At 58.7% G+C, this 20547-nt stretch carries 16 protein-coding genes; 9 read left to right on the top strand and 7 right to left on the bottom strand.

The annotated features are described in order from the left end of the window. The first annotated feature begins 7 nt into the window (after positions 1–7). Together GJU83_RS16325 and GJU83_RS16320 are read left to right on the top strand one after the other, a co-directional pair. Entirely contained in the window at positions 8–805 is a 798-nt protein-coding gene (locus GJU83_RS16325) for a ParA family protein (RefSeq protein WP_069184552.1), read from the top strand. Positions 806–817: 12 nt separating this feature from the next. Next, positions 818–1153, top strand: a complete 336-nt coding sequence (locus GJU83_RS16320; protein ID WP_069184553.1) for a YqcC family protein — start codon at positions 818–820, stop codon at positions 1151–1153. Here the strand turns inward: GJU83_RS16320 and nadC are convergent, their stop codons facing one another. Continuing rightward, positions 1154–1993: a carboxylating nicotinate-nucleotide diphosphorylase gene (gene nadC, locus GJU83_RS16315; RefSeq protein WP_069184554.1), complete on the bottom strand. Its 840-nt coding sequence runs from the start codon at positions 1991–1993 to the stop codon at positions 1154–1156. A gap of 223 nt (positions 1994–2216) precedes the next feature. Here nadC and GJU83_RS16310 point away from each other — a divergent pair, with 223 nt between their 5' ends. From GJU83_RS16310 to GJU83_RS16295, 4 genes are all read left to right on the top strand, one after another. Then, complete coding sequence (locus GJU83_RS16310) at positions 2217–4526, top strand: DUF1631 domain-containing protein (RefSeq protein ID WP_069184555.1); 2310 nt, start codon at positions 2217–2219, stop codon at positions 4524–4526. Positions 4527–4652: 126 nt separating this feature from the next. Further along, positions 4653–5222 carry a 1,6-anhydro-N-acetylmuramyl-L-alanine amidase AmpD gene (gene ampD, locus GJU83_RS16305; RefSeq protein ID WP_227514593.1) on the top strand — a complete coding sequence of 190 codons (570 nt, stop codon included), beginning with the start codon at positions 4653–4655 and terminating at the stop codon, positions 5220–5222. After that, positions 5223–6110, top strand: coding sequence for a regulatory signaling modulator protein AmpE (locus tag GJU83_RS16300; RefSeq protein WP_069184557.1), 888 nt, complete (start codon positions 5223–5225; stop codon positions 6108–6110). It abuts the gene before it with no gap. 120 nt (positions 6111–6230) lie between these two features. Continuing rightward, positions 6231–8261 (top strand): methyl-accepting chemotaxis protein, encoded by a 2031-nt coding sequence (locus GJU83_RS16295; protein WP_069184558.1) that lies wholly within the window; start codon positions 6231–6233, stop codon positions 8259–8261. 40 nt (positions 8262–8301) lie between these two features. On the opposite strand, the gene GJU83_RS16290 is transcribed toward GJU83_RS16295, so the two are convergent. The 5 genes from GJU83_RS16290 to GJU83_RS16270 form a co-directional block, all read right to left on the bottom strand. After that, on the bottom strand, positions 8302–8859 hold the full coding sequence (locus tag GJU83_RS16290) for a cob(I)yrinic acid a,c-diamide adenosyltransferase (RefSeq protein ID WP_069184559.1): 558 nt from the start codon (positions 8857–8859) through the stop codon (positions 8302–8304). Positions 8860–8878: 19 nt separating this feature from the next. Beyond that, positions 8879–9766 carry a ketopantoate reductase family protein gene (locus GJU83_RS16285; protein ID WP_069184560.1) on the bottom strand — a complete coding sequence of 296 codons (888 nt, stop codon included), beginning with the start codon at positions 9764–9766 and terminating at the stop codon, positions 8879–8881. Between the two features lie 5 nt (positions 9767–9771). Beyond that, a complete protein-coding gene (locus GJU83_RS16280; protein ID WP_069184561.1) occupies positions 9772–12624 on the bottom strand; it encodes a valine--tRNA ligase in 2853 nt (950 codons plus the stop codon). Positions 12625–12707: 83 nt separating this feature from the next. Then, the gene (locus GJU83_RS16275; protein WP_069184562.1) at positions 12708–13220 is read right to left on the bottom strand and encodes a DNA polymerase III subunit chi; all 513 of its coding nucleotides are present in this window, start codon (positions 13218–13220) and stop codon (positions 12708–12710) included. Next, positions 13210–14700, bottom strand: coding sequence for a leucyl aminopeptidase (locus tag GJU83_RS16270; RefSeq protein ID WP_069184563.1), 1491 nt, complete (start codon positions 14698–14700; stop codon positions 13210–13212). The genes GJU83_RS16275 and GJU83_RS16270 overlap by 11 nt, the downstream gene beginning before the upstream one ends. Before the next feature lie 242 nt (positions 14701–14942). Here GJU83_RS16270 and lptF point away from each other — a divergent pair, with 242 nt between their 5' ends. Both lptF and lptG read left to right on the top strand, forming a co-directional pair. Further along, positions 14943–16052 carry an LPS export ABC transporter permease LptF gene (gene lptF, locus GJU83_RS16265; RefSeq protein ID WP_153634717.1) on the top strand — a complete coding sequence of 370 codons (1110 nt, stop codon included), beginning with the start codon at positions 14943–14945 and terminating at the stop codon, positions 16050–16052. Continuing rightward, entirely contained in the window at positions 16039–17100 is a 1062-nt protein-coding gene (gene lptG / locus GJU83_RS16260; RefSeq protein ID WP_069184565.1) for an LPS export ABC transporter permease LptG, read from the top strand. The genes lptF and lptG overlap by 14 nt, the downstream gene beginning before the upstream one ends. Before the next feature lie 18 nt (positions 17101–17118). On the opposite strand, the gene GJU83_RS16255 is transcribed toward lptG, so the two are convergent. Beyond that, positions 17119–17673 carry an RDD family protein gene (locus GJU83_RS16255; RefSeq protein ID WP_069184566.1) on the bottom strand — a complete coding sequence of 185 codons (555 nt, stop codon included), beginning with the start codon at positions 17671–17673 and terminating at the stop codon, positions 17119–17121. Positions 17674–17814: 141 nt separating this feature from the next. Between GJU83_RS16255 and alaS the strand changes: the two genes are divergently transcribed. Beyond that, a complete protein-coding gene (gene alaS / locus GJU83_RS16250; RefSeq protein WP_069184567.1) occupies positions 17815–20445 on the top strand; it encodes an alanine--tRNA ligase in 2631 nt (876 codons plus the stop codon). Positions 20446–20547 lie beyond the last annotated feature (102 nt).

Genomic DNA, 20547 nt, shown 5'->3' with positions numbered 1-20547 from the left:
AGAAAAAATGAGACGGGTGGTATTCAATCAGAAGGGCGGTGTCGGCAAGTCCAGTATCACGTGTAACCTCGCAGCCATCAGCGCCGCTCGTGGAAAGCGAACTCTGGTTGTGGATCTTGACCCCCAGGGAAACTCCACCCATTATCTGCTCGGCAAGCCTGCCAGCGAGCTCAAGGACACCGTCGCCGATCTGCTTGAACAGACGGTTGCATTTACGGTTTTCAATCGCCGCCCGGATGAATTTGTCCACGCCTCACCATTCAAGAACCTGTTTGTGATGCCTTCCAGCCCGGAGCTGGACTTCCTGGAACGCAAGCTGGAAGCGAAGCACAAGATATACAAACTGAGGGAGGCACTGAAAAAGCTCGGTGAATCCTTCGATGCGATCTACATCGACACGGCGCCTGCGTTGAATTTCTACACGCGCTCCGCGCTGATTGCCGCCCAGCGTTGCCTGATACCCTTCGATTGTGACGATTTTTCCCGGCAGGCCCTGTACAACATCCTGAATGAGATTCGTGATCTCCAGGAAGATCACAACGAGGACCTTTTGGTGGAGGGAATTGTTGCCAACCAGTTCCAGCCCCGCGCCAGCTTGCCGAAGCAGTTGGTCAGGGAGCTTACCGAAGAAGGCTTGCCCATGCTGCCGGTAAGGCTCTCAAGCTCCGTGAAAATGAAAGAATCCCATCAAAGCCGGCAACCCCTGATTCACATGGCGCCCAAGCACCCACTGACACGCCAGTATGAGGACCTGTTCCGGGTCCTGCATGGTGAAACCGTGGAGCTTGAGCCGCTCAACGATTGAGGCGAGATTGATATGACTGAATCCGGTAACCCGATCGGGCAGGTTGCAGACTGCCTTCTGAACATTGAGATGGAGTTGCGGCAGCTGGGTCTTTGGGAGTCTGAGCCACCACCGGACGAAGCATTCCAGAGCGTTCAGCCATTCTGTATCGATACGCTGGAGTTCACCCAGTGGCTGCAGTTTGTCTTCGTTGAGCGGATGAAGGTGATCATCGAAAACGATCACCCGTTACCCTCGGCTTCCGGCATCGCACCGATGGCCGAGGAGCACTTCCGGGGACGGCCGGAGTCCGGGAGCCGGCTGGTCAGGGAACTGGAAGCTATCGATCGCCTTCTTAGTGACGGGTGATCAGTTCAGTCTCATAGACAGATCCAGGGCCTTCACATCTTTGGTCAGCGCCCCGATCGAAATGTAGTCCACGCCCGTCTCGGCGACCGGCACCAGGGTGTCGGCGTTGATGCCCCCGGAGGCCTCTAGCTTTGCCTTGCCCCCAGTGGTGGCAACAGCTGTTCGCATGTCCTCAAGCGAGAATTCATCCAGCATGATGATATCTGCGCCAGCCTTCAGCGCCTGCGCCAGCTCGTCGAGGTTCTCGGTTTCCACTTCAACCGGTTTGCCTGGCGCAATCCTGTGGGCGGCCTCAATGGCCTTGGCGATTGAGCCGCAGGCGGCAATGTGATTTTCCTTGATCAGGAAGGCGTCCCAAAGGCCGATGCGATGATTGAAGCAACCGCCACAGGTAACGGCGTATTTCTGGGCCAGACGCAGACCTGGCAAGGTTTTGCGGGTATCCAGCAGGCGAACCTGGGTGTGGGCAACCCGGGCAGCATAAGCGGCGCATGAAGTAGCTACCCCGGACAGGGTCTGGAGCCAGTTCAGGGCTGCTCGCTCGGCGCTCAGCAGGCTTCTGGCAGGGCCCTCCATAGTAAACAGCACCTGGTCCGGTGAAACGGTATCACCATCGGATACCTGCCAGGTGAGTTCCACGGACGGGTCCACTTGTCGGAACACCTCGTTAACCCATTCCCTTCCTGCAATCGTCGCGGTTTCCCGGGTAATCACGCGGCCCTTCGCCCGTTTGTCGGCGGGTATCAGCCTGGCCGTGATGTCACCATCACCAATGTCTTCCCGCAGGCTCTGGGCAACATTCTCAATTCGGGCCTGGCGAAGGAGTTCTGGGGAGATCATAGGGCAAAGTGTCCGGTGCAGAGGGTTGTGAGCGTTTCAGGCTGCCAATTCTAAAGGGCTGCCAGAGAATCGCCAAACTCTTGAGTCCAGACTGCTAAACTGTGATGCACGTCAGGTCTACACAAAAGGTGACAAAATCTGACACAACCTGACGTGGGCAGCTCGTATCATGTGAAGTGGAGAAACCAAAAGGCATTATTGCAAGACAAGGCGGAGCAGCGACATGGTGCACGATAACAAGGTTGTCAGCTTTTCAGGCCAGAAGCCGCCCGCCCGGTTTTCATTGCCTGCGCCCCTCATTCGTCTGCGTGACGCATCGGGTCAGTCCCTGAAGTCCGTTCTTGCCAGTTTTTTCGATCGTGCCGATGATGCCCTGTTCGAACTCGCCGACAGAGCCGGAACGAATCTTGACCAGACCGCCTACTTTGACGCCATGCGCGAGCTCAGGCTTCGTCGCAAGTCCATGGTGGTCTCGATTCTCCAGTACGTCAGCCAGGCGTTCAATGAAATTGGAAAGTTCCAACCCCAGCAGGGCGGCCGGTCTCTGGAGCACGTGGATGAGGACTCTCTCAGCCTGGTTGATCACTCCCAGTTGGAGCAGCAGGTTGCTGTCGACAACCTGATCAACAAGCTCCGGAACCGCTACACCGAACAGATTCGCCTGCTGACAGCGCGTGTCGGGCACCTGTTGCCGGGCATTGAGCTGAAAGACGCGCAGATGCCATTGAGCCCGGAAATCATCTGTGGCGGTGTTGCCGAAGCCTGTGCCGATCTGGATATTGATATCCGGGCCAAGCTGGTGGTTTTGAAGCTGTTCGATCGCCTGCTTGCCGATACTCTTGGTGACTTCTACAAAGAAGCGAACCGCACCCTGATTAATGAAGGGGTTATGCCGGACATGAAGCGTCCCCCTACCGGCAGGGTGCCCGCTCGCTCGGGTCAGCGCCCGACGGGCGAGAGTTCGGCACCGGCAGGCGCGGGCGGGCAGGCAGGTTTTTCTTCAGAGAGCCAGGGTATGTCTCAATCGCAGGCAACATTCTCGGAGCTCAGTGCGCTGCTGCACCGGGGCGATACCGCTCCTGCCAGCGGTACTGCCTCTTACGGTGAAGGTTACATTGATACTGATCGACTGATGGCGCGCCTCACCGAGGCGCAGTCCAACAGCCGTCAATGGGGCGATGATGCCGTTGTTCCGCTGAACGAGCAGCTTCAGCCGATCCTGCGCTCAGGTGATGGCAAAAGTCTGCACGTGGGTCAGGTAGACAGTGATGTGATCAACCTGGTTTCCATGTTGTTCGACTTCATCCTTGAGGATCGTCAGCTGCACCCTGTGATGAAGGCGTTGATTGGTCGCCTGCAGATTCCGGTACTCAAGGTGGCACTGAGCGACAAGAACTTCTTCAATCGCGGCGGTCACCCGGTCCGTAAGCTGCTTAACGAACTGGCGCTGTCAGCCATCGGCTGGACCGAAAAAAAGGCCGGCCAGAGGGACCCGCTGAGGGAAAAAATCGAATCGGTTGTGGACAGGGTGCTGGGCGAGTTCACTACCGACGTCAGTTTGTTCGAAGAGCTGCTCAAAGACTTCAGCCACTTCATGGATCTCGACCGCAGACGTCGTGAGCTCGTGGAGCAACGCCTGCGGGATGCAGAAGAGGGTCGAGCCCGGCAGGAGCGTGCCTCTCAGGCGGCGGACGGATTGTTACAGGAACTGATGGAGCAACGGGACATTCCCGAGCCGGTTGTCGGGCTCCTGAACGAAGCATGGGCCAAATATCTGCAATGGGTGGTTCTCCGTGAAGGTGAGGAAAGCGACCGCTGGCAACACGCCCGGAATCTCACCGAGCAGCTGGTGTGGAGTGTCGACCCTCGCCCGATCAATGACTCTACCCGTGGGGAGCTTCTCCGTGCGATTCCAGCCATTGTGGATGACCTTCGCAAGGCCCTCCAGGAAATTTCCTGGGACCCGTTTGCCACCGATGCGGCCATTCGTGACTTGGAACTGGCCCACGTAGACGTTTTCCAGCGGCTGGTGACCGCGCCGTCCCGTCCCGAACCTTTGGCGGAGCCTGAGGACTTGCCCGAGCCAGAGCCCGAGCGCTCGCTGCAAGCGCCTGTGGCTCCTCCGGCGCCAGACGAGGGGTTCAAGCAGACCCCGGCGCCGACCGAGCCCGAGCAGGCAGCCTCTGGGCTGGCCAACGAGGCGCCAGAGGAAAAAGCGGGGATGGCAGAGACTGCGGATCCGGCTCAAGTATCGCCGCAATGGCTGGAAAAGGCGGAAAGCTTGCGCGTGGGTTCATGGATTGAGCTAACCCGAGACGAAACCAAGGTGCGCTGCAAGCTTGCGGCCTTTATCAAAGCCACTGGCAAGTACATCTTCGTCAACCGCAGTGGTGCCAAGGTGGCCGAGTATTTACGTCTGGAACTCGCCGCCGACATGGAAGCCGGGAAGATCAGCATGCTCGATGATGGCCTCATCTTTGATCGGGCACTGGAGTCGATCATCGACAACCTGCGCAGCAGCCGCAAGGACTGATTCGTAGCAACCGTGGCAAGTTTGTGATTCAATCGGAGAGTGTAATCCTCTGATACATCTGGAATTACTTTGCCCGATACAGACGTTTTTGCCGAACGCCATACTGATTCCGGTACCGATGCAAGATTGCTTCGTGAAACCGGACTGATTCCCTTCGCCCGCTGGTGTCCCTCGCCAAATTTCGGGCCCCGTCCGGACGGGGTACCCATCTCCCTGTTGGTCGTCCACAACATCAGCCTGCCTCCCGGGCAGTTTGGCGGTCCTGAAATAGAGGACTTCTTCTGCAACCGGCTTGATCACTCCGCGCACCCATATTTCCAGACCATCGAGGGCGTTCAGGTATCCGCCCATCTGTTGATTCGTCGGGATGGTGTTCTGGTTCAGTTTGTCAGTCTGCTTGAGCGCGCCTGGCATGCTGGCCGTTCGTGTTTCGAAGGTCAGGACGAGTGCAATGATTTCTCCATCGGCATAGAACTGGAGGGGACTGACGACATTCCTTACACCCCTGAACAGTATCGTAGGTTGGCAGAGGTGGCGGACCTGATTATGGCTGCCTGGCCGGCCATCACTGATGACCGTATCACCGGCCACTGCGACATTGCGCCGGGCAGGAAAACTGATCCGGGGCCGGCCTTCGACTGGCAGTACTTCCGGGCGGGGCTGCACGCAGCCAGAGGTTCGGGGAGGAACGTCTGAATGGTGTTTGTTGTGTTTCTGCTGGCTTACATGGTTCGCAGGCGTCTGGATTCCCTTGATCTGCTCTCCGGTGACGAGGTCTGGCGTCGCTGGTTCAGGCATGGCAGCCGGGTCAGGGCAGGCCGTGAGTCCGGGATAGGTATCGGGCTGGCACTGGTTTTATTACCGGCCTTTCTGCTCGGGCTTGCGCAATATCTCCTGGTCGCCTCCGGCTGGAGAATGGCTGCTTACCCACTGGAATTCCTGGTTCTGGTCGTTCTCATGGGAACGCCTGGCTGGCGACAGATCCTCCGGGCCTACGCAGAGGCATGGCAGCGGGGGGACATGCAGTCAGCCTGGCATCATGTGAAAGATCTTTTGCCGGCTGATGAACGGGGAGCAGCGGTGTCTCCCGAGGCCATGCACCTCTCGCTGTCGAAGGCACTTATGGTGTCGGTGTTCCAGCGCTTCTTTCTGGTGGCTTTCTGGTACGTGGTTGGTGGTATCGGCGTTGCCCTTCTCGCCCGCGGTCTGGTTGCTCTTGCCGATCAGTGGCCCCAGGCTCCGGCAAGGCCGCGCTTTTCCGGGTTGGCGAACCTCGCCGGCTGGATCCCTGCCAGGCTTCTTTCCCTGACCTTCGGAATTGCCGGAGACCTGGCCGGCTGGCTGCGGGAAACCCGCCGCACGCTGACCGGTGTGACCAAAAAAGCCGGGGAGGTGCTCATGATTTCGGCCAACGGGTCGTTAACCGGGTATGCGCTGGATCCAGCCCGCTTTTCCCGGGTTCATCCGGATGAGTGGACAGCGTTCGGAGGACGTAGCCTGAGAGCAGTAAGGGATTTGTTGAACAGAAGCATGCTGGTCTGGATATGCACGCTCGCTCTGCTGGTCATTTCCGGGGTTGTCTGAGCCGGATTTTATAAAACATTACAGTTTAACAAGAAAGAATGCTTAAGTTTTTAAGACTTTAGGCGACAATATAAGAAAAGAACATGAGTTCAGTTGTTTTTTGCCAGCACGAGGGTCCCTGTGAAGCAACTCATTAATCCCGCCATTGCACTGATGAACCGGCTGCCGATGGTTTACAAGTTCAGTCTCATCAGCATTCTGTTCCTGTTACCGATCGGTGGGCTGTCCTGGCTCGCCATTTCCGAGCTGAACCGTTCCGTCCAGACCATGACCCGAGGTGTCGAGGGGCTTGAGCAGCTTCAGCAGGTTGACCGGCTGGTGGACGCCGCGATGGATTATCGCGATTATCGCTCACCCGCGATCATCAAGGACGAGAGCGCTATTATGGCGGTGTCGGAAGAGGCTGCCAGTGAGATCGATAATACGCTGGCGGCCCTGACTGCCGAGGAGCGTTCTTTCGATACATCTGGCTCCTGGGCCGAGCAGGTCAACGACCTTCGGCAGGAGTGGGAGGCTCTGCGGTCTGAAGACAACTATCAGGGTAACTTCGATCCGCAGTTCAAGTATTACCAGGAATTTGTCCAGAAGGCTCAGGCCCTGCTTTCGGCCACCATTGAAATCTCGGGCCTGGGGCAGGGGGCGTCCCGGGAAAATCAGTTGATTCTGGGACTTGTCCGCGACTCACTGCCGGCAGCCCGCACCGTGATTGGCCAGGCAAAATCCTACGGTATCTATGCCCTGGTCGAGGGACAGGTAGGCTATGCGCTGAGCGAAACGCTGAACGAAATCTATGACCAGTTGACCAATCGCAGTTCACTGCTCTCACCAGCGTTGGCCCTGGCCTCTGAGGCATCGCCGGCTTTGGCTGAGCGGGCGGGTAATGCCATCCAGCGGGTTGATGAGAGCCTGATGGTGGTTCGGGATCAACTGGATGTGAACGTGATTACGCCGATGCGCCTGGAAATGCCCTGGACTGAATACAACGACCTGATGTCCGGGCAACTGGCTCACTATAATCAGGTCAAGGCGGCGGCTTTCAACGTGGTCGACGAGAATCTGCAGGCGCGGCTGAACAGTGAGGTCAATCAGCGCCGGCTGATCGTCATCGCCCTGGTTGTTGTTCTTCTGGTGGTGGTCTATCTCTATATCGGCTTCTTCATGTCTGTACGCACCGCCATTAACCGGTTCAGCGAAGCGGCTCGCAGCGTCGCTGCCGGCGATATGACCACCCACATCATGCTGCGCAATCGCGACGAACTGGGTGAGCTGACCACGGAATTCAATAACATGACGGACCGGATTGCCGAGCTTATCCGTTCCGTCAGCCGGACTACGGCGGATGTGGACCAGCAGGCAACCCGGGTCAATGATACTGCGGCGGCCAACAGCGAAGCCGTGGCACGGCAGATGGAAGAAAGCGGCCAGATCAACGAAGCCATGAACCAGATGGTCGAGGCGGTTCACGAAGTTACCGAAAGCGCTCACCGGGTGGCAGACAGCGCCAGCAACGCCGAGCAGGACACCGAGACCGGTCGTGGTGTCGTTGCTGATACCGTAGAAACCATCAACAAGCTGGCAGGCGAGATATCCGGCGCCGTGGAAGTGATTAACCGGGTCAGCAAGGACAGCGACAACATCAGCCAGGTGCTGATAGAGATCAAGGCGATTGCCGAACAGACCAACCTGTTGGCCCTGAATGCTGCGATTGAGGCCGCGAGGGCAGGTGAGCAGGGTCGTGGGTTTGCGGTAGTTGCCGATGAGGTCCGCTCACTCTCTCAGCGTACCCATAAATCCACCGAAGAGATCGAAGGCATGATTTCCCGGCTTCAGAGCGGCGTGAAAGACGCGGTTTCGGCCATGACCAACAGCCGGGACGTTACCGAGACAACGGTGCAGAAGTCTGGTGAAGTGACGGAAGCTCTGGACAGGATCGCCAAAGGCATCTCGGTGATCGTGGATATGAGCCACCAGATTGCACAGGCGGCAGAAGAGCAGTCTGCCGTTGCGAAAAACGTGAATGCCAGTGTCGAGCAGATTGGCGAACTGGGCCATAAAACGGCCGCCAATGCCGAGGAGACACTGGGATCCTCGAGGGAAATGTCGCAACTGACGGCCTCACTTCAGCGTCTGGTGGAGGCCTTTAAAGTCTGACTGGCGCCAGAACTGGAGCGAGACAACTAAAAATCCGGCCCTAGAGGCCGGATTTTTTTTGTTCCCAGAGAATTTCCTCACCGCCCTCGCGCCGGGCTAATACGCGGGCAATGACGAATAACAGATCGGAGAGACGATTCAGGTAGTGCCGGGAAGCGGTGTTGATCGAATCCTCGTGGCCGAGGGCGACGACAACCCGCTCTGCACGGCGACAGACCGCACGGGCAAGGTGGCATTGGGCTGCAGCGGGGCTACCGCCTGGCAATACAAAGTTCTTCAGTGGTGGCAGACCCTCGTTGTGCTGGTCCAACGTGCCCTCCAACCACTCAATGTGTTCGTCGCCGATCACACGGCTGCCGGGAATGGCAAATTCGCCGCCAAGGTCGAACAGATGGTGCTGGATACGGCGCAGGCTTTCCACCAGTTCGTCGTCGCTGTCCAGTGTCTCGATCAAAAGCCCGATGTGGCAGTTGAGTTCATCAGCGGTACCCATGGCCTCGACCCGCTGGGCGTTCTTGGCAATACGATTTCCATCGGCCAGGCCCGTAGAGCCGTCATCGCCGGTGCGGGTGTAAATCTTGGAAAGGCGGTTGCCCATCAGTCTGCTCCTGTTAACGTCACGACAGTTGTTGTACCCGCTCGGTCAGCATTTGGTTCACCGGAGTTTCGATGCCGAGCTCTTTCCCCAGTTTCGCCACGTATCCGTTTATAAAGTCTATCTCGGTTTGGCGTCCCCGTTGAACATCGGCACGCATGGATGACGTGTTGCCGGCGGTATTGCGGGCTACCTGCTCGATGCGTTCCCGTAGCGCGTCCGGTGTCTGTCGAATCCTGACGGCGGCATCCATCAGCTGTGAAAGCTCCAGACAGAGCTGGTCGATGGTGCTCTGGTACAGGGGGGCATCCAGGATCTTGCCATTGGGGCAGTCCAGGATGGCGGTGTAGGGGTTGATGCCGGCGTTAATAATGAGTTTTTGCCAGAGTCGTTGGACGATGTCCGTCTCCGGATGAATTTTCATGCCGGAGGTTGCCAGCATGGTAACGGCTTTTCTGACCGTTACTTTGGCGGGGCTTGTCATCGGGCCTACCCAGGTGTCACCGGTACCGGCGTGAACGAGAAGCCCTGATTCTGGTCGGTTCGCGCCTTCGGTGGTGCTTGCGGCCAGGATTGGTCGCTCCGGCCACCGCTTGGCAACGGCTTGCTGGCTGCCAAGACCGTTCTGGAAAAGCAGGATGGGGGTATCAATTGCGAACTGGTTGATGACGCCGGCAACGGCGTCCAGGGTATCGCCGGCCTTGGTTGTAACCAGAATAAGTTCTGGCTCGTCGCCAGGCTGTAGAAAGGGAATCCGTACTTGTGATTCCGGCCCTTCAAAAGGCCGGAACCGGTAATCGACACTGGCGCCGGTCGGCTCACCGGGCCTGGCAATGAAGGCAACGCCCCCCGCAGGTAGCATTGCGCCCCAGAGCCTGCCCAGCGAGCCTGCGCCGAGAATGCCGATCATGCCGGTTACATGGCCTCGATGTCAGCCCTTTGCTGGCTCAGGCGGGCCTGGCTGCTCTGGGCGTCCCGGAGTTTCTCCTGCTCTTTCTCAACCACTTCGGCTGGCGCCTTGGCAGTAAACTTCTCGTTCCCCAATTTGCCCTCCAGGCGGCCAATCTCTTTCTGCAGGCGCTCCAGCTCCTTGTCCAGGCGCTTGAGCTCGGCATCCTTGTCGATCAGGCCGGCCATGGGAACCAGAACTTCCATATCGCCTACCAGTTGGGTAGCAGACATCGGAGCTTTGTCACCTTCGAACCAGTCCAGGCTCTCCAGCTTGGCAAGGGAGCCAAGGAACTGGCGGTTGTCGTTCATGCGACGCTGGTCTTCGGCGTCTTTGCCGCGCAGCAGTACCGGAATCTTTTTCGCCGGGGAGATGTTCATTTCGCCCCGGATGTTCCGCACGGCCACGATTACGCCTTTCAGCCATTCAATATCGGCAGTGACCGCTGCATCCTGCTTGGTGGCATCCGGCTGCGGGTAGGCCTGCAGCATGATGCTGTCGCCGGTTTTACCAGCCAGGGGTGCAATACGCTGCCAGATTTCCTCGGTGATGAACGGCATCATCGGGTGGGCCAGGCGCAGGACGGCTTCCAGCACGCGCACCAGGGTACGACGGGTGCCACGTTTGGCTTCGGCACTGGCGGTTTCATCGTTGAGTACCGGCTTGGACAGCTCTAGATACCAGTCGCAGTACTCGTTCCAGATGAACTCGTAAAGTGCGTAGGCGGCCAGATCGAAACGGTACTGGTCCAGGTGGCGGATCACATCCTGCTCGCAGCTCTGCAGCTCGCTGATGATCCAGCGGTCGGCCAGGGACAGTTCAACCGGTTCGTCATTGACCCCGCAATCTTCGCCCTCGGTGTTCATCAGCACGTAGCGGGCCGCGTTCCAGAGCTTGTTGCAGAAGTTGCGGTAGCCTTCCAGGCGTTTCATGTCCCAGTTGATGTCGCGGCCGGTGGTGGCCATGGCGGCCAGGGTGAAACGCAGGGCGTCGGTGCCGTGGGCGGCGATGCCCTCGGGGAATTCCTTCTTGGTGCGCTTACCGATCTTCTCGGCCAGCTTAGGCTGCATCAGGTTGCCGGTCCGCTTCTCCAGCAGGTCGTCCAGGCTGATGCCATCAATCATGTCCAGCGGGTCGATCACGTTGCCCTTGGACTTGGACATCTTGTCGCCGTGCTCGTCGCGGATCAGGCCGGTGACGTACACGGTGTGGAAGGGCACCTGGGGCGTACCGTCTTCGTTCTTCATGAAGTGCATGGTCATCATGATCATCCGGGCAACCCAGAAGAAGATGATGTCGAAGCCGGTTACCAGCACATCGGTCGGATGGAAGGTCTTCAGGCGCTCGGTGATTTCCGGCCAGCCCAGGGTGCCAAAGGTCCACAGGGCAGAGCTGAACCAGGTATCCAGAACGTCTTCATCCTGCTCCAGGGTGACGTCGGCATCCAGGTTGTGCTTCTGGCGAACTTCATCTTCGCTGCGGCCAACATAGATGTTCCCCTCGGCGTCGTACCAGGCCGGAATACGATGGCCCCACCAGAGCTGGCGGGAGATGCACCAGTCCTGGATGTCGCGCATCCAGGCAAAGTACATGTTCTCGTACTGCTTGGGTACGAATTGGATACGACCGTCTTCCACCGCTTCAATGGCCGGTTTGGCCAAGGTCTTGGCGTCGGCAAACCACTGGTCGGTCAGCATGGGCTCGATAATGAGGCCAGAGCGATCACCCCGGGGCACGCTGAGTACGTGGTCCTCGATGTTCTCGACCAGCCCCTCGGCTTCCATGTCGGCAACAATCTGCTTGCGGGCTGCTTCCCGGGTTAGTCCGGCGTAGGCGCTTGGCATGGTGCCGTCGAGTTCGGTGTTTTCGCTGCCATCGGCATTGAACACTTCGGCCACGTCCCGGATGTTGGCGTCCTGGGTCATGACGTTGATCATCGGCAGGTTGTTGCGCTTGCCAACGGCATAGTCGTTGAAGTCGTGGGCCGGAGTGATCTTCACGCAGCCGGAGCCTTTCTCCGGATCGGCGTGATGATCGGCCACAATGGGAATACGGCGGTTCACCAGGGGCAGCATCACGTGCTTGCCAATCAGGTGCTGGTAGCGTTCGTCGTCCGGGTGTACGGCCACGGCGGTGTCGCCGAGCATGGTTTCCGGACGAGTGGTGGCTACCACCAGGTAATCTTTGCCGTCTTTGGTCTGCACGCCGTCAGCCAGCGGGTAGCGCAGATGCCAGAAAAAGCCTTTCTCTTCCTTGTTTTCCACTTCCAGATCAGAAATGGCGGTGTGCAGTTTCGGGTCCCAGTTCACCAGGCGTTTGCCGCGGTAGACCAGGCCTTCGTCGTACAGCCGAATAAACACTTCCTGCACGGCCTTGTAGAAGCCGTCGTCCATGGTGAAGCGTTCGTTGTCCCAGTCCACGGAATTGCCGAGGCGGCGGATCTGGCGGGTGATGGTGCCGCCCGAGTGCTCTTTCCAGTCCCAGATGCGCTTGATGAACTCTTCCCGGCCCAGGTCATGGCGGGTTTTGTCTTCTTCAGCGGCCAGTTTGCGCTCAACCACCATCTGGGTGGCGATGCCGGCGTGGTCGGTGCCGACGGTCCACAGTGCGTTGCGGCCCTGCATGCGCTTGAAGCGGGTGAGGGTGTCCATGATGGTGTGCTGGAACGCATGGCCCATGTGCAGGCTGCCGGTGACGTTGGGCGGCGGGATGGCGATGCTGTAGGACTGGCCTTCACCTGTGGGGCGGAAGTACCCTTTGGCTTCCCAGTTTTCGTACCACTGGCGCTCGATGTTTTCTGGCTGGTAGGTTTTTTCCATGGGGTTCTGCAGTGACCGTTGGTTGATTCACAAGGGAAAATTGAGACGCACGATTATACATGCTCGCCGGTGATGCGGCGAACCTAACGCTTCCTCTGATCATGCACCCGGGGTTCAATTCCCAGTGCCCGCAACTGCTTGAAATGCGAGCGGGCCTGATTCAGCACATTCGGATCGTTATGGGCGACCAGAGCCAGCCGTTTGAACCGGTCTGCATCCGCCGGCAAGGTGGCCGAAAGAATGATCACGGTATCCCAGTCTTCGGCGACCGGCGGGCATAGCAGGATGCCGACAGGGTCGGTGCAGGTGGTAGCTGAATCGGGAACAACGCTGTGTGGAATGAAGGCGTCGGGGCTGAAGTTCCAGAGCAGGTCGTCCAGTTCTTCTGCGTGTTGCATGGTATCGCAGACGACGCACACGCGGTCTCCCTGCTGCCAGGCTTTGTCCACGAGCTTTGCGGCGTGGAGGTTGCGGGCTGCGGGGGTGTTCTGGGCGAGGATGTGGAACCAGTAGCGTTGGTTCCGGTCCTCCTGGCCGGAAGAGCCGGCAGCGGGGCTGCCGGTTTCCGGAGAGGGCGCCGGGTTGTTATCCGGCATGGGACATCAGGTAGTTAACCAGCAGGGGCACCGGGCGGCCGGAGGAGCCTTTGGCCTTACCGGAGTGCCAGGCAGTACCGGCGATGTCGAGGTGCGCCCAGCGGTAGTCTTTGGCGAACCTGGACAGGAAGCACGCTGCCGTAATGGTGCCGGCCGGGCGGCCGCCGATGTTGGCCATGTCGGCGAAGTTGCTGTCGAGCTGGCTCTGGTATTCGTCCCAGAGCGGCAGGCGCCAGGCACGGTCACCAGCCCGTTCGCCGGCGGCCAGCAGTTCGTTGGCCAGTTCATCGTTGTTGGCCAGTAGGCCGGTGGCGTGATTGCCAAGGGCAATGATGCAGGCACCGGTCAGGGTTGCGAGATCGATCACGGCGGCCGGGTCGAATTTCTTCACGTAGGTGAGGGCGTCACACAGTACCAGGCGGCCTTCGGCGTCGGTGTTGAGGATTTCAACGGTCATACCCGACAGGGTGGTTACAATATCGCCCGGGCGGGACGCGCCGCCGTCCGGCATGTTCTCCGCCGCGGCAATGACAGCCACTACGTTAATCTTGGGCTGGGTTTCGGCCAGAACCTTCATGGCGCCGAAGACGCTGGCGGAGCCGCCCATGTCGTACTTCATCTCATCCATGCCCTCGCCGGGCTTGAGGCTGATCCCGCCGGTGTCGAAGGTGATACCTTTGCCAACCAGGACATGGGGCTTGTCTTTGGCCTTGCCGCCACGGTATTCCATCACAATCAGGCGTGGGGGTTGGGTGCTGCCTTTGCCCACGGCGAGGATGGTGTTCATACCCATTTTTTCCATCTGCTTCTCATCAAGCACTTCGGTCTTGATGGAGTCGTAGTCCTTGGCCAGTTTCTTGGCCTGCTGGGCCAGCCATTCCGGATGGCAGATGTTGGGCGGGGTGTTGCCGAGATCCCGGGTGAAGTTCATGCCGCGCCCGGTGGCGAGGCCGAGGTTGAAGGCATCCTTGAGGGCTTTGCCGGCATTCGAGGCATGGACAACGACTTTGTTTAGCTTGCGGTCGGCGGGCTTTTCGCTCTTGAAGTCGCTGAAGGTGTAGAGCTGGTCTTCCAGCGTCCTGCCAATCAGGCTCAGCCGGGCGGCCTCGGAGCTCACGGCTTCTTCGCCGGTTAGCGGGGTATCTGCCAGCGCTATCGCGACACTTTTGGACGGACCGTCCTTGAGCGCGGTCATCATTGCGATCAACGCTTTACGGTAGTTGGCGGGGCTGCGATCTGCATCCTTGCCAGTGCCAACCACGAGCAGACGGCTCCAGGGCTGATCCGTCAGCGGAATTGTCACTGTGGTGGCATTTTTGCCGGTGAGGTCACCGGCCTTCTGGAGTGTCTTGATCAGCCCGCCCAGAGCCTCATCGGCCTGATTGGTCGAATCGGGCCAGGTGCCTTTCTCAGGCAAGCCAATAACAAGGCAGTCTGCTTTGGTGCTGGCGATGGCTTTACTGCTCAGGCTGAAATTCATGGCAACTCCTGTTGATTGTTCACGAGGGTCCCGCCGCCGGCGGGAATCGTTCTTGATTGTGATCTAGTCTAGCATTGGGGCTTGCCGGGAAATTATCAAGCGATTGGCGCGGCTTCCGCGCCTGTTCGTGCCTTCACGCCGGTGTAATACCGCTACTCTGTCATTCGGCACCAAGGTTACATAGAATACGCGCAGTTCCCAGCGACCTCCACGTTTCAACGGATACGGCCAGAGAGACCGATTTGAGTATCATTTTCCGTTACCTCATACGCCAGATCATGATCAGCATGCTTGCCGTTTCCGGCATTCTGCTGCTGGTGTTCATGAGTGGCCGTTTCCTTAAATATCTGGACAGTGCTGCGCAAGGCAGTATTTCCGCCGGTGTTCTGTTCGAGATCATGGCGTACCGTTTTCCGGGATTTCTCGAACTGATCCTGCCGCTGGGTCTGTTTATTGGCATTCTGCTCGCCTACGGCCGCATGTACCTCGAAAGCGAGATGACCGTGTTGTTTGCCTGCGGTGTCAGCGACAAGGCCCTGTTGGGTAAAACCCTCCTGGGCAGTCTGCCGGTGATGATCATCGTTGGCGCCATGAGTCTGTACGTCTCTCCCTGGGGAATGAACCAGGTTGAGAAAATCTTCAATGAACAGCGCAAGGCCACAGAATTCGAGATGCTGGCGCCCGGGCGTTTCCAGGATTTCTCTTCGGGCGGGCGAGTTACCTACACCGAAGGCCTGAGTGAGGATAAACGCCGGCTTCAGGGGGTCTTTATCGCCGAATACGCCGAAAACGGTCAGGGGCTGACGATTATCACCGCCGACTCCGGTTCCCAGCTGGTGGACCCGGAAACCGGGAGCCGCTTCTTGATCCTGGAAGAGGGTGGCCGCTTCGAGGGTGCCGCTGGGGAGCTGGACTACATCACCATCGATTTTGAAGCCTATGGCCTGAAGATCGAGAGTGGCAAGGCTGGCACCCGGGAGCTGGAGGAAGGGGCCAGTACCTGGAGCCTGATGCAGTCAGACCGGCTGGAGGATCGGGCTTTGTTGCACTGGCGCTTTTCACTGCCCCTGATTGTCCCGGTCGTGACTTTGCTGGCGGTTCGCCTGAGCCGGGTGAACCCTCGCCAGGGTAGGTTCTTCCATCTGCTTCCGGCGATGCTGGTGTACATCACCTACCTCGGCCTGCTGATTGTTGCCCGGGACTGGCTTGCCGAGGGCAAGGTTCCCGAGTGGGTCGGCATGCTCTGGGTCCATGCCCTGTTTATCGGTTTTGGCCTTTGGCTGCAATTTGGTCCTGACTGGCTGCATCGCCGGCGATTGATGCGGGAGGGGACTGCCCATGCGCAGGATTGACGGCTATGTGATGCGCACCGTTGGCGGCGCCATGTTCCTGGTGATGGTAGTGGTACTGTCGCTTGATCTGATCTTCGCCTTTATCGCCGAGCTTGAGGATACCCGCAATGATTACCAGACGCTTGAGGCGCTCTGGTATGTCTTCCTGACCCTGCCACGTCGGATCTACGATTACCTGCCGCTGGGCGCGTTCATGGGGTGTCTGGTGGGGCTGGGTTCCATGGCCAGCTCGTCGGAGCTGACGGTTATCCGGGCGGCCGGGGTCTCGCTCAAACGTATTGTCTGGTCGGCCATGAAGCCGGCTCTGGTTGTGGTCATTCTGGGCGTATTGATTGGTGAGTACGTGGCCCCGCCGGCAGAGCGGGTGGCGCAGAGCGACAAGGCCGTGGCACTGGGTGCAGGCACCAACGTCGCTTCGGCATCCGGGGTCTGGCACAAGGAAGGGAACGTCTACATTCACTTGAATGCGGTGCAGCCCAATGGCGTGCTTCACGGCGTTTCCCGATTCCAGTTCAATGAAGACAGGCAGTTGCTGGCGGCGAGCTTTGCGGAGCGGGCCATCTATCAGGGTGATTATTGGCTGCTGGAGAAGGTGCGCACCACCGAGTTCGAGGAAGACAGAACCACGCGCTCTGAAAAGCAGGCCCTGAGATGGGATACGGGGCTTTCACCGAGCGTTCTGAGTGTCCTGATTGTAAAACCGGAAAACCTCTCCATGACGGGCTTGTTCACCTACGCCCGCTATCTGGGGGAACAGGACCTCAATGCCTCGCGTTATTGGCTGGCATTCTGGAAGAAGGCCCTGATGCCCCTGGGTACTGCTGTGATGGTGCTGGTCGCCATTTCCTTTATTTTCGGGCCCCTGCGCTCGGTTACCATGGGTTTTCGCGTGTTCACGGGCCTCTTGGTGGGGCTGCTATTCAAGTACATGCAGGATCTGCTGGGGCCCATGAGTCTTGTTTACGGTTTTAACCCGATGCTGGCGGTGCTGGTGCCAATTGCGGTCAATGCCGTGGTAGGCGCGATCCTGATGCGCCGGGCCGGCTAGCAGACCCTGTCCCCGTCATTACTTTGCCGCGCGCTTTTTAGTTGTGGTCTCTTTGGGAACCGAGACAACGACGCTGTCCGACAGCCGATCAGTGATAGAAAGACCGTTGATTGGATAGAACAAAGCGATAATCGCCGGTATGCCCAGAAACAGAGTGGCGGCTCCGAGGTAGTAGCTGCCCAGCAGCGTCAGGAAGATCACCGCCGCCGCCGTTACATACCGCCTGAGCGCCTTGCTCCAGCTCACCGACGTGCCATCAATGTTTTCAATGCGGATACGCCACACCTGCATTCCCAGGGTCTGGCCGATGCGGGTCCAGAAATAGCCGAAGAACAGGTAGAGGACCAGAAACAGGGTAAACGTCAGCCCCGGGTCGCCCGAAAGCTGGCCTGACTCGGCCATCTGTTCGTACCGGTCCCAGCCAGTAATCCAGCCGGCCACCATGGTGTATCCCCAGGTCGCGACAAGCAGCACGGCGATGCTGATCAAACCGTCGTAAATAATGGCAAGAGAGCGTTTCAGGGCGGTGGCTGGTGGGAATAGTTCCTCGGCGTCATGGAAGCGTCGGGGCATGGAATCTCCTGTGATGTTTCACGTTTTTCCTGTTCTCGGCGTGTGCTAGAGTAGCGGATTTGCACAAGCATGTAAGTATTCGTATTCAATCGCGGACCGGGCGGCACTCCCGCCGGGTTTCTGGAAAGGTATCAAAGGGCTATGAAAACCGCAGAGTTGCGACAGGCGTTCCTCGATTATTTCAAGCAGCAAGGCCACACCATTGTTCCAAGTAGTTCGCTGGTACCTGCGGACGACCCCACATTGCTGTTTACGAATGCGGGAATGAACCAGTTCAAGGACCTGTTCCTGGGCCGTGAAGAGCGTGACTACACCCGGGCAACCTCCTCCCAGAAATGCGTCCGCGCGGGTGGCAAGCACAACGACCTGGAGAACGTGGGCTACACCGCCCGTCACCACACCTTCTTCGAAATGCTGGGCAACTTCAGCTTCGGTGACTACTTCAAGCGCGAAGCGATCAACTACGCCTGGACATTTCTGACCGGCGAGAACTGGCTGAACCTGCCCCAGGAGAAACTCTGGGTGACCGTATACGCCGAAGATGACGAAGCCTTCGATATCTGGAACAAGGAAATCGGAGTTCCGGCTGACCGCATCGTCCGGATCGGCGATAACAAGGGTGGCCGTTACGCCTCTGACAACTTCTGGCAAATGGGCGATACCGGTCCCTGTGGCCCCTGTACCGAAATCTTCTACGATCACGGCCCGGATGTGGCTGGTGGACCTCCCGGCTCGCCGGAAGAGGATGGTGATCGCTACATCGAAATCTGGAACGTGGTGTTCATGCAGTACAACCGTACTGCCGATGGCGAGATGCTGAAGCTGCCCAAGCCCTCCGTAGACACTGGCATGGGCCTGGAGCGAATCACAGCGGTTCTGCAGGGCGTGCATAGCAACTATGAGATCGATTTGTTCCAGGATCTGTTGGCGGCCGCCTCCCAGGTTCTGGGCGGTGCCGCGACCACGGAAGCGTCACTGCGTGTTGTCGCCGATCACATCCGCTCCTGCGCCTTCCTGATTGCCGACGGCGTGATGCCGTCCAACGAGGGCCGCGGTTTCGTGCTGCGCCGGATCATTCGCCGCGCGGCACGCCATGGCAACAAGCTGGGTGCAACCGGGCCATTCTTCTACAAACTCACCGGTGCCCTGTGTGAATTGATGGGCGACGCCTTCCCGCAGCTGGTTAGCAGCCGCAAGCAGATTGAAAAAGTGTTGCTGCAGGAAGAAGAGCAGTTTGCCAAGACCCTGGACAAGGGCTTGCGCCTGCTTGAGCAGGACATTGCTGAGCTTAACGGCAGCGAGATTCCGGGCGAGACCATCTTCACCCTTTACGACACCTACGGTTTCCCGGTTGACCTGACCAACGATATCGCCCGTGAGCGGGGCCTGACGCTGGACTATGAAGGCTATGAGAAAGCCATGGAAGGTCAGCGCGAACGCGCCCGGGCAGCCAGCAAGTTCGGTATCGACTACAACGCCGCCGGTTTGCAGCTCGAGGGCAAGACTGAATTTACCGGTTATGAGCATATCGATGGCCACGAGAAAATCCGTGCAGTCATCGTTAACGGCGAGGAAAAGACCGCAGAAGCCGGCGATGAGGCCGTTGTGGTGCTTGAGCGCACGCCGTTCTACGCCGAGTCCGGTGGCCAGGTGGGCGATACTGGCCTGCTGACCTGGAGCGGTGGCCGGTTCAAGGTAACGGATACGCGCAAGGAAGGGGATAACCACCTGCACCTTGGTACGCTGATTGAGGGCGAGTTGTTCCCGGGGCTGGAAGTCGACGCCCGGATCGATCACGCCCGTCGTGAGCGCACCAAGCGCAACCACTCTGCTACCCACCTGCTACATGCGGCCCTGCGCAAGGTGCTGGGTGAGCATGTAACCCAGAAGGGTTCATTGGTGGATCCGGATAAACTGCGTTTCGACTTCTCCCATTTCGAGGCCGTGACGCTGGAACAGCTCCGTGAGATTGAGCGTCAGGTGAACGAGCAGATTCTGGAAAACAGCCCGGTGCAAACCGAAATCACCGACATGGAAAAGGCCCAGGAGAAGGGCGCCATGGCGCTGTTCGGTGAAAAATACGGGGATGTGGTTCGGGTACTCAGCATGGGTACCGACAACTACTCCGTTGAACTGTGCGGTGGTACGCACGTTTCTCGCACTGGTGACATTGGTCTTTTCCGTATTACCTCTGAAAGCGGCATTTCATCCGGTGTGCGCCGTATCGAAGCGGTTACCGGCATGGGCGCGCTGGACTGGATCGACGGTACCGAGCGCACCCTGCGCGAAGCGGCTCGCCTGGTGAAAGGTTCCCGCGATTCGGTTATTGAGAAGGTTCAGCAGACCGTGGATCGCAATCGTCAGCTTGAGAAGGAAGTGGATGCGCTGAAAGCCAAGCTGGCTTCTTCTGCAGGCACCGACCTGGCCAGCACGGCAGTGGACGTCGCTGGGCTCAAGGTCGTGGCCTCCGAACTGGAAGGCGCAGACCGCAAAGCCCTGATGGAAACGGCGGACCAGCTCAAGAACAAGCTGGGCGAAGGTGTTGTGGTGCTTGCCAGCGTGGAAGATGGCAAGGTCACCCTGGTCGCAGGTGTTACCAAGTCTGCGACGAACCGGATCAAGGCAGGGGATCTGATGAAGCACCTGGCGGCCCAGGTCGACGGCAAAGGCGGGGGACGTCCCGATATGGCTCAGGGTGGGGGTAATGATCCATCCAAGCTTGAGGATGCCCTGGCAGGTGTCGCCGGTTGGGTCGAAAAAAATATCGCTTAAGCAACTGTTTTTGTGGGCGGGCTGGGGTTTATAATCCCGCCCGTTTGTTTTAATTGGCGGAGCGTTACTCCGCTGTGAGTCCCCGTTTCGGATATTGGGAAA

Origin of the sequence: Marinobacter salsuginis, from assembly GCF_009617755.1 — a bacterium.
GTDB classification, from domain to species: Bacteria; Pseudomonadota; Gammaproteobacteria; order Pseudomonadales; family Oleiphilaceae; genus Marinobacter; species Marinobacter salsuginis.
The sequence above is the reverse complement of the archived record's forward strand: the minus strand, read 5'-3'. Positions and strand labels throughout refer to the sequence as shown.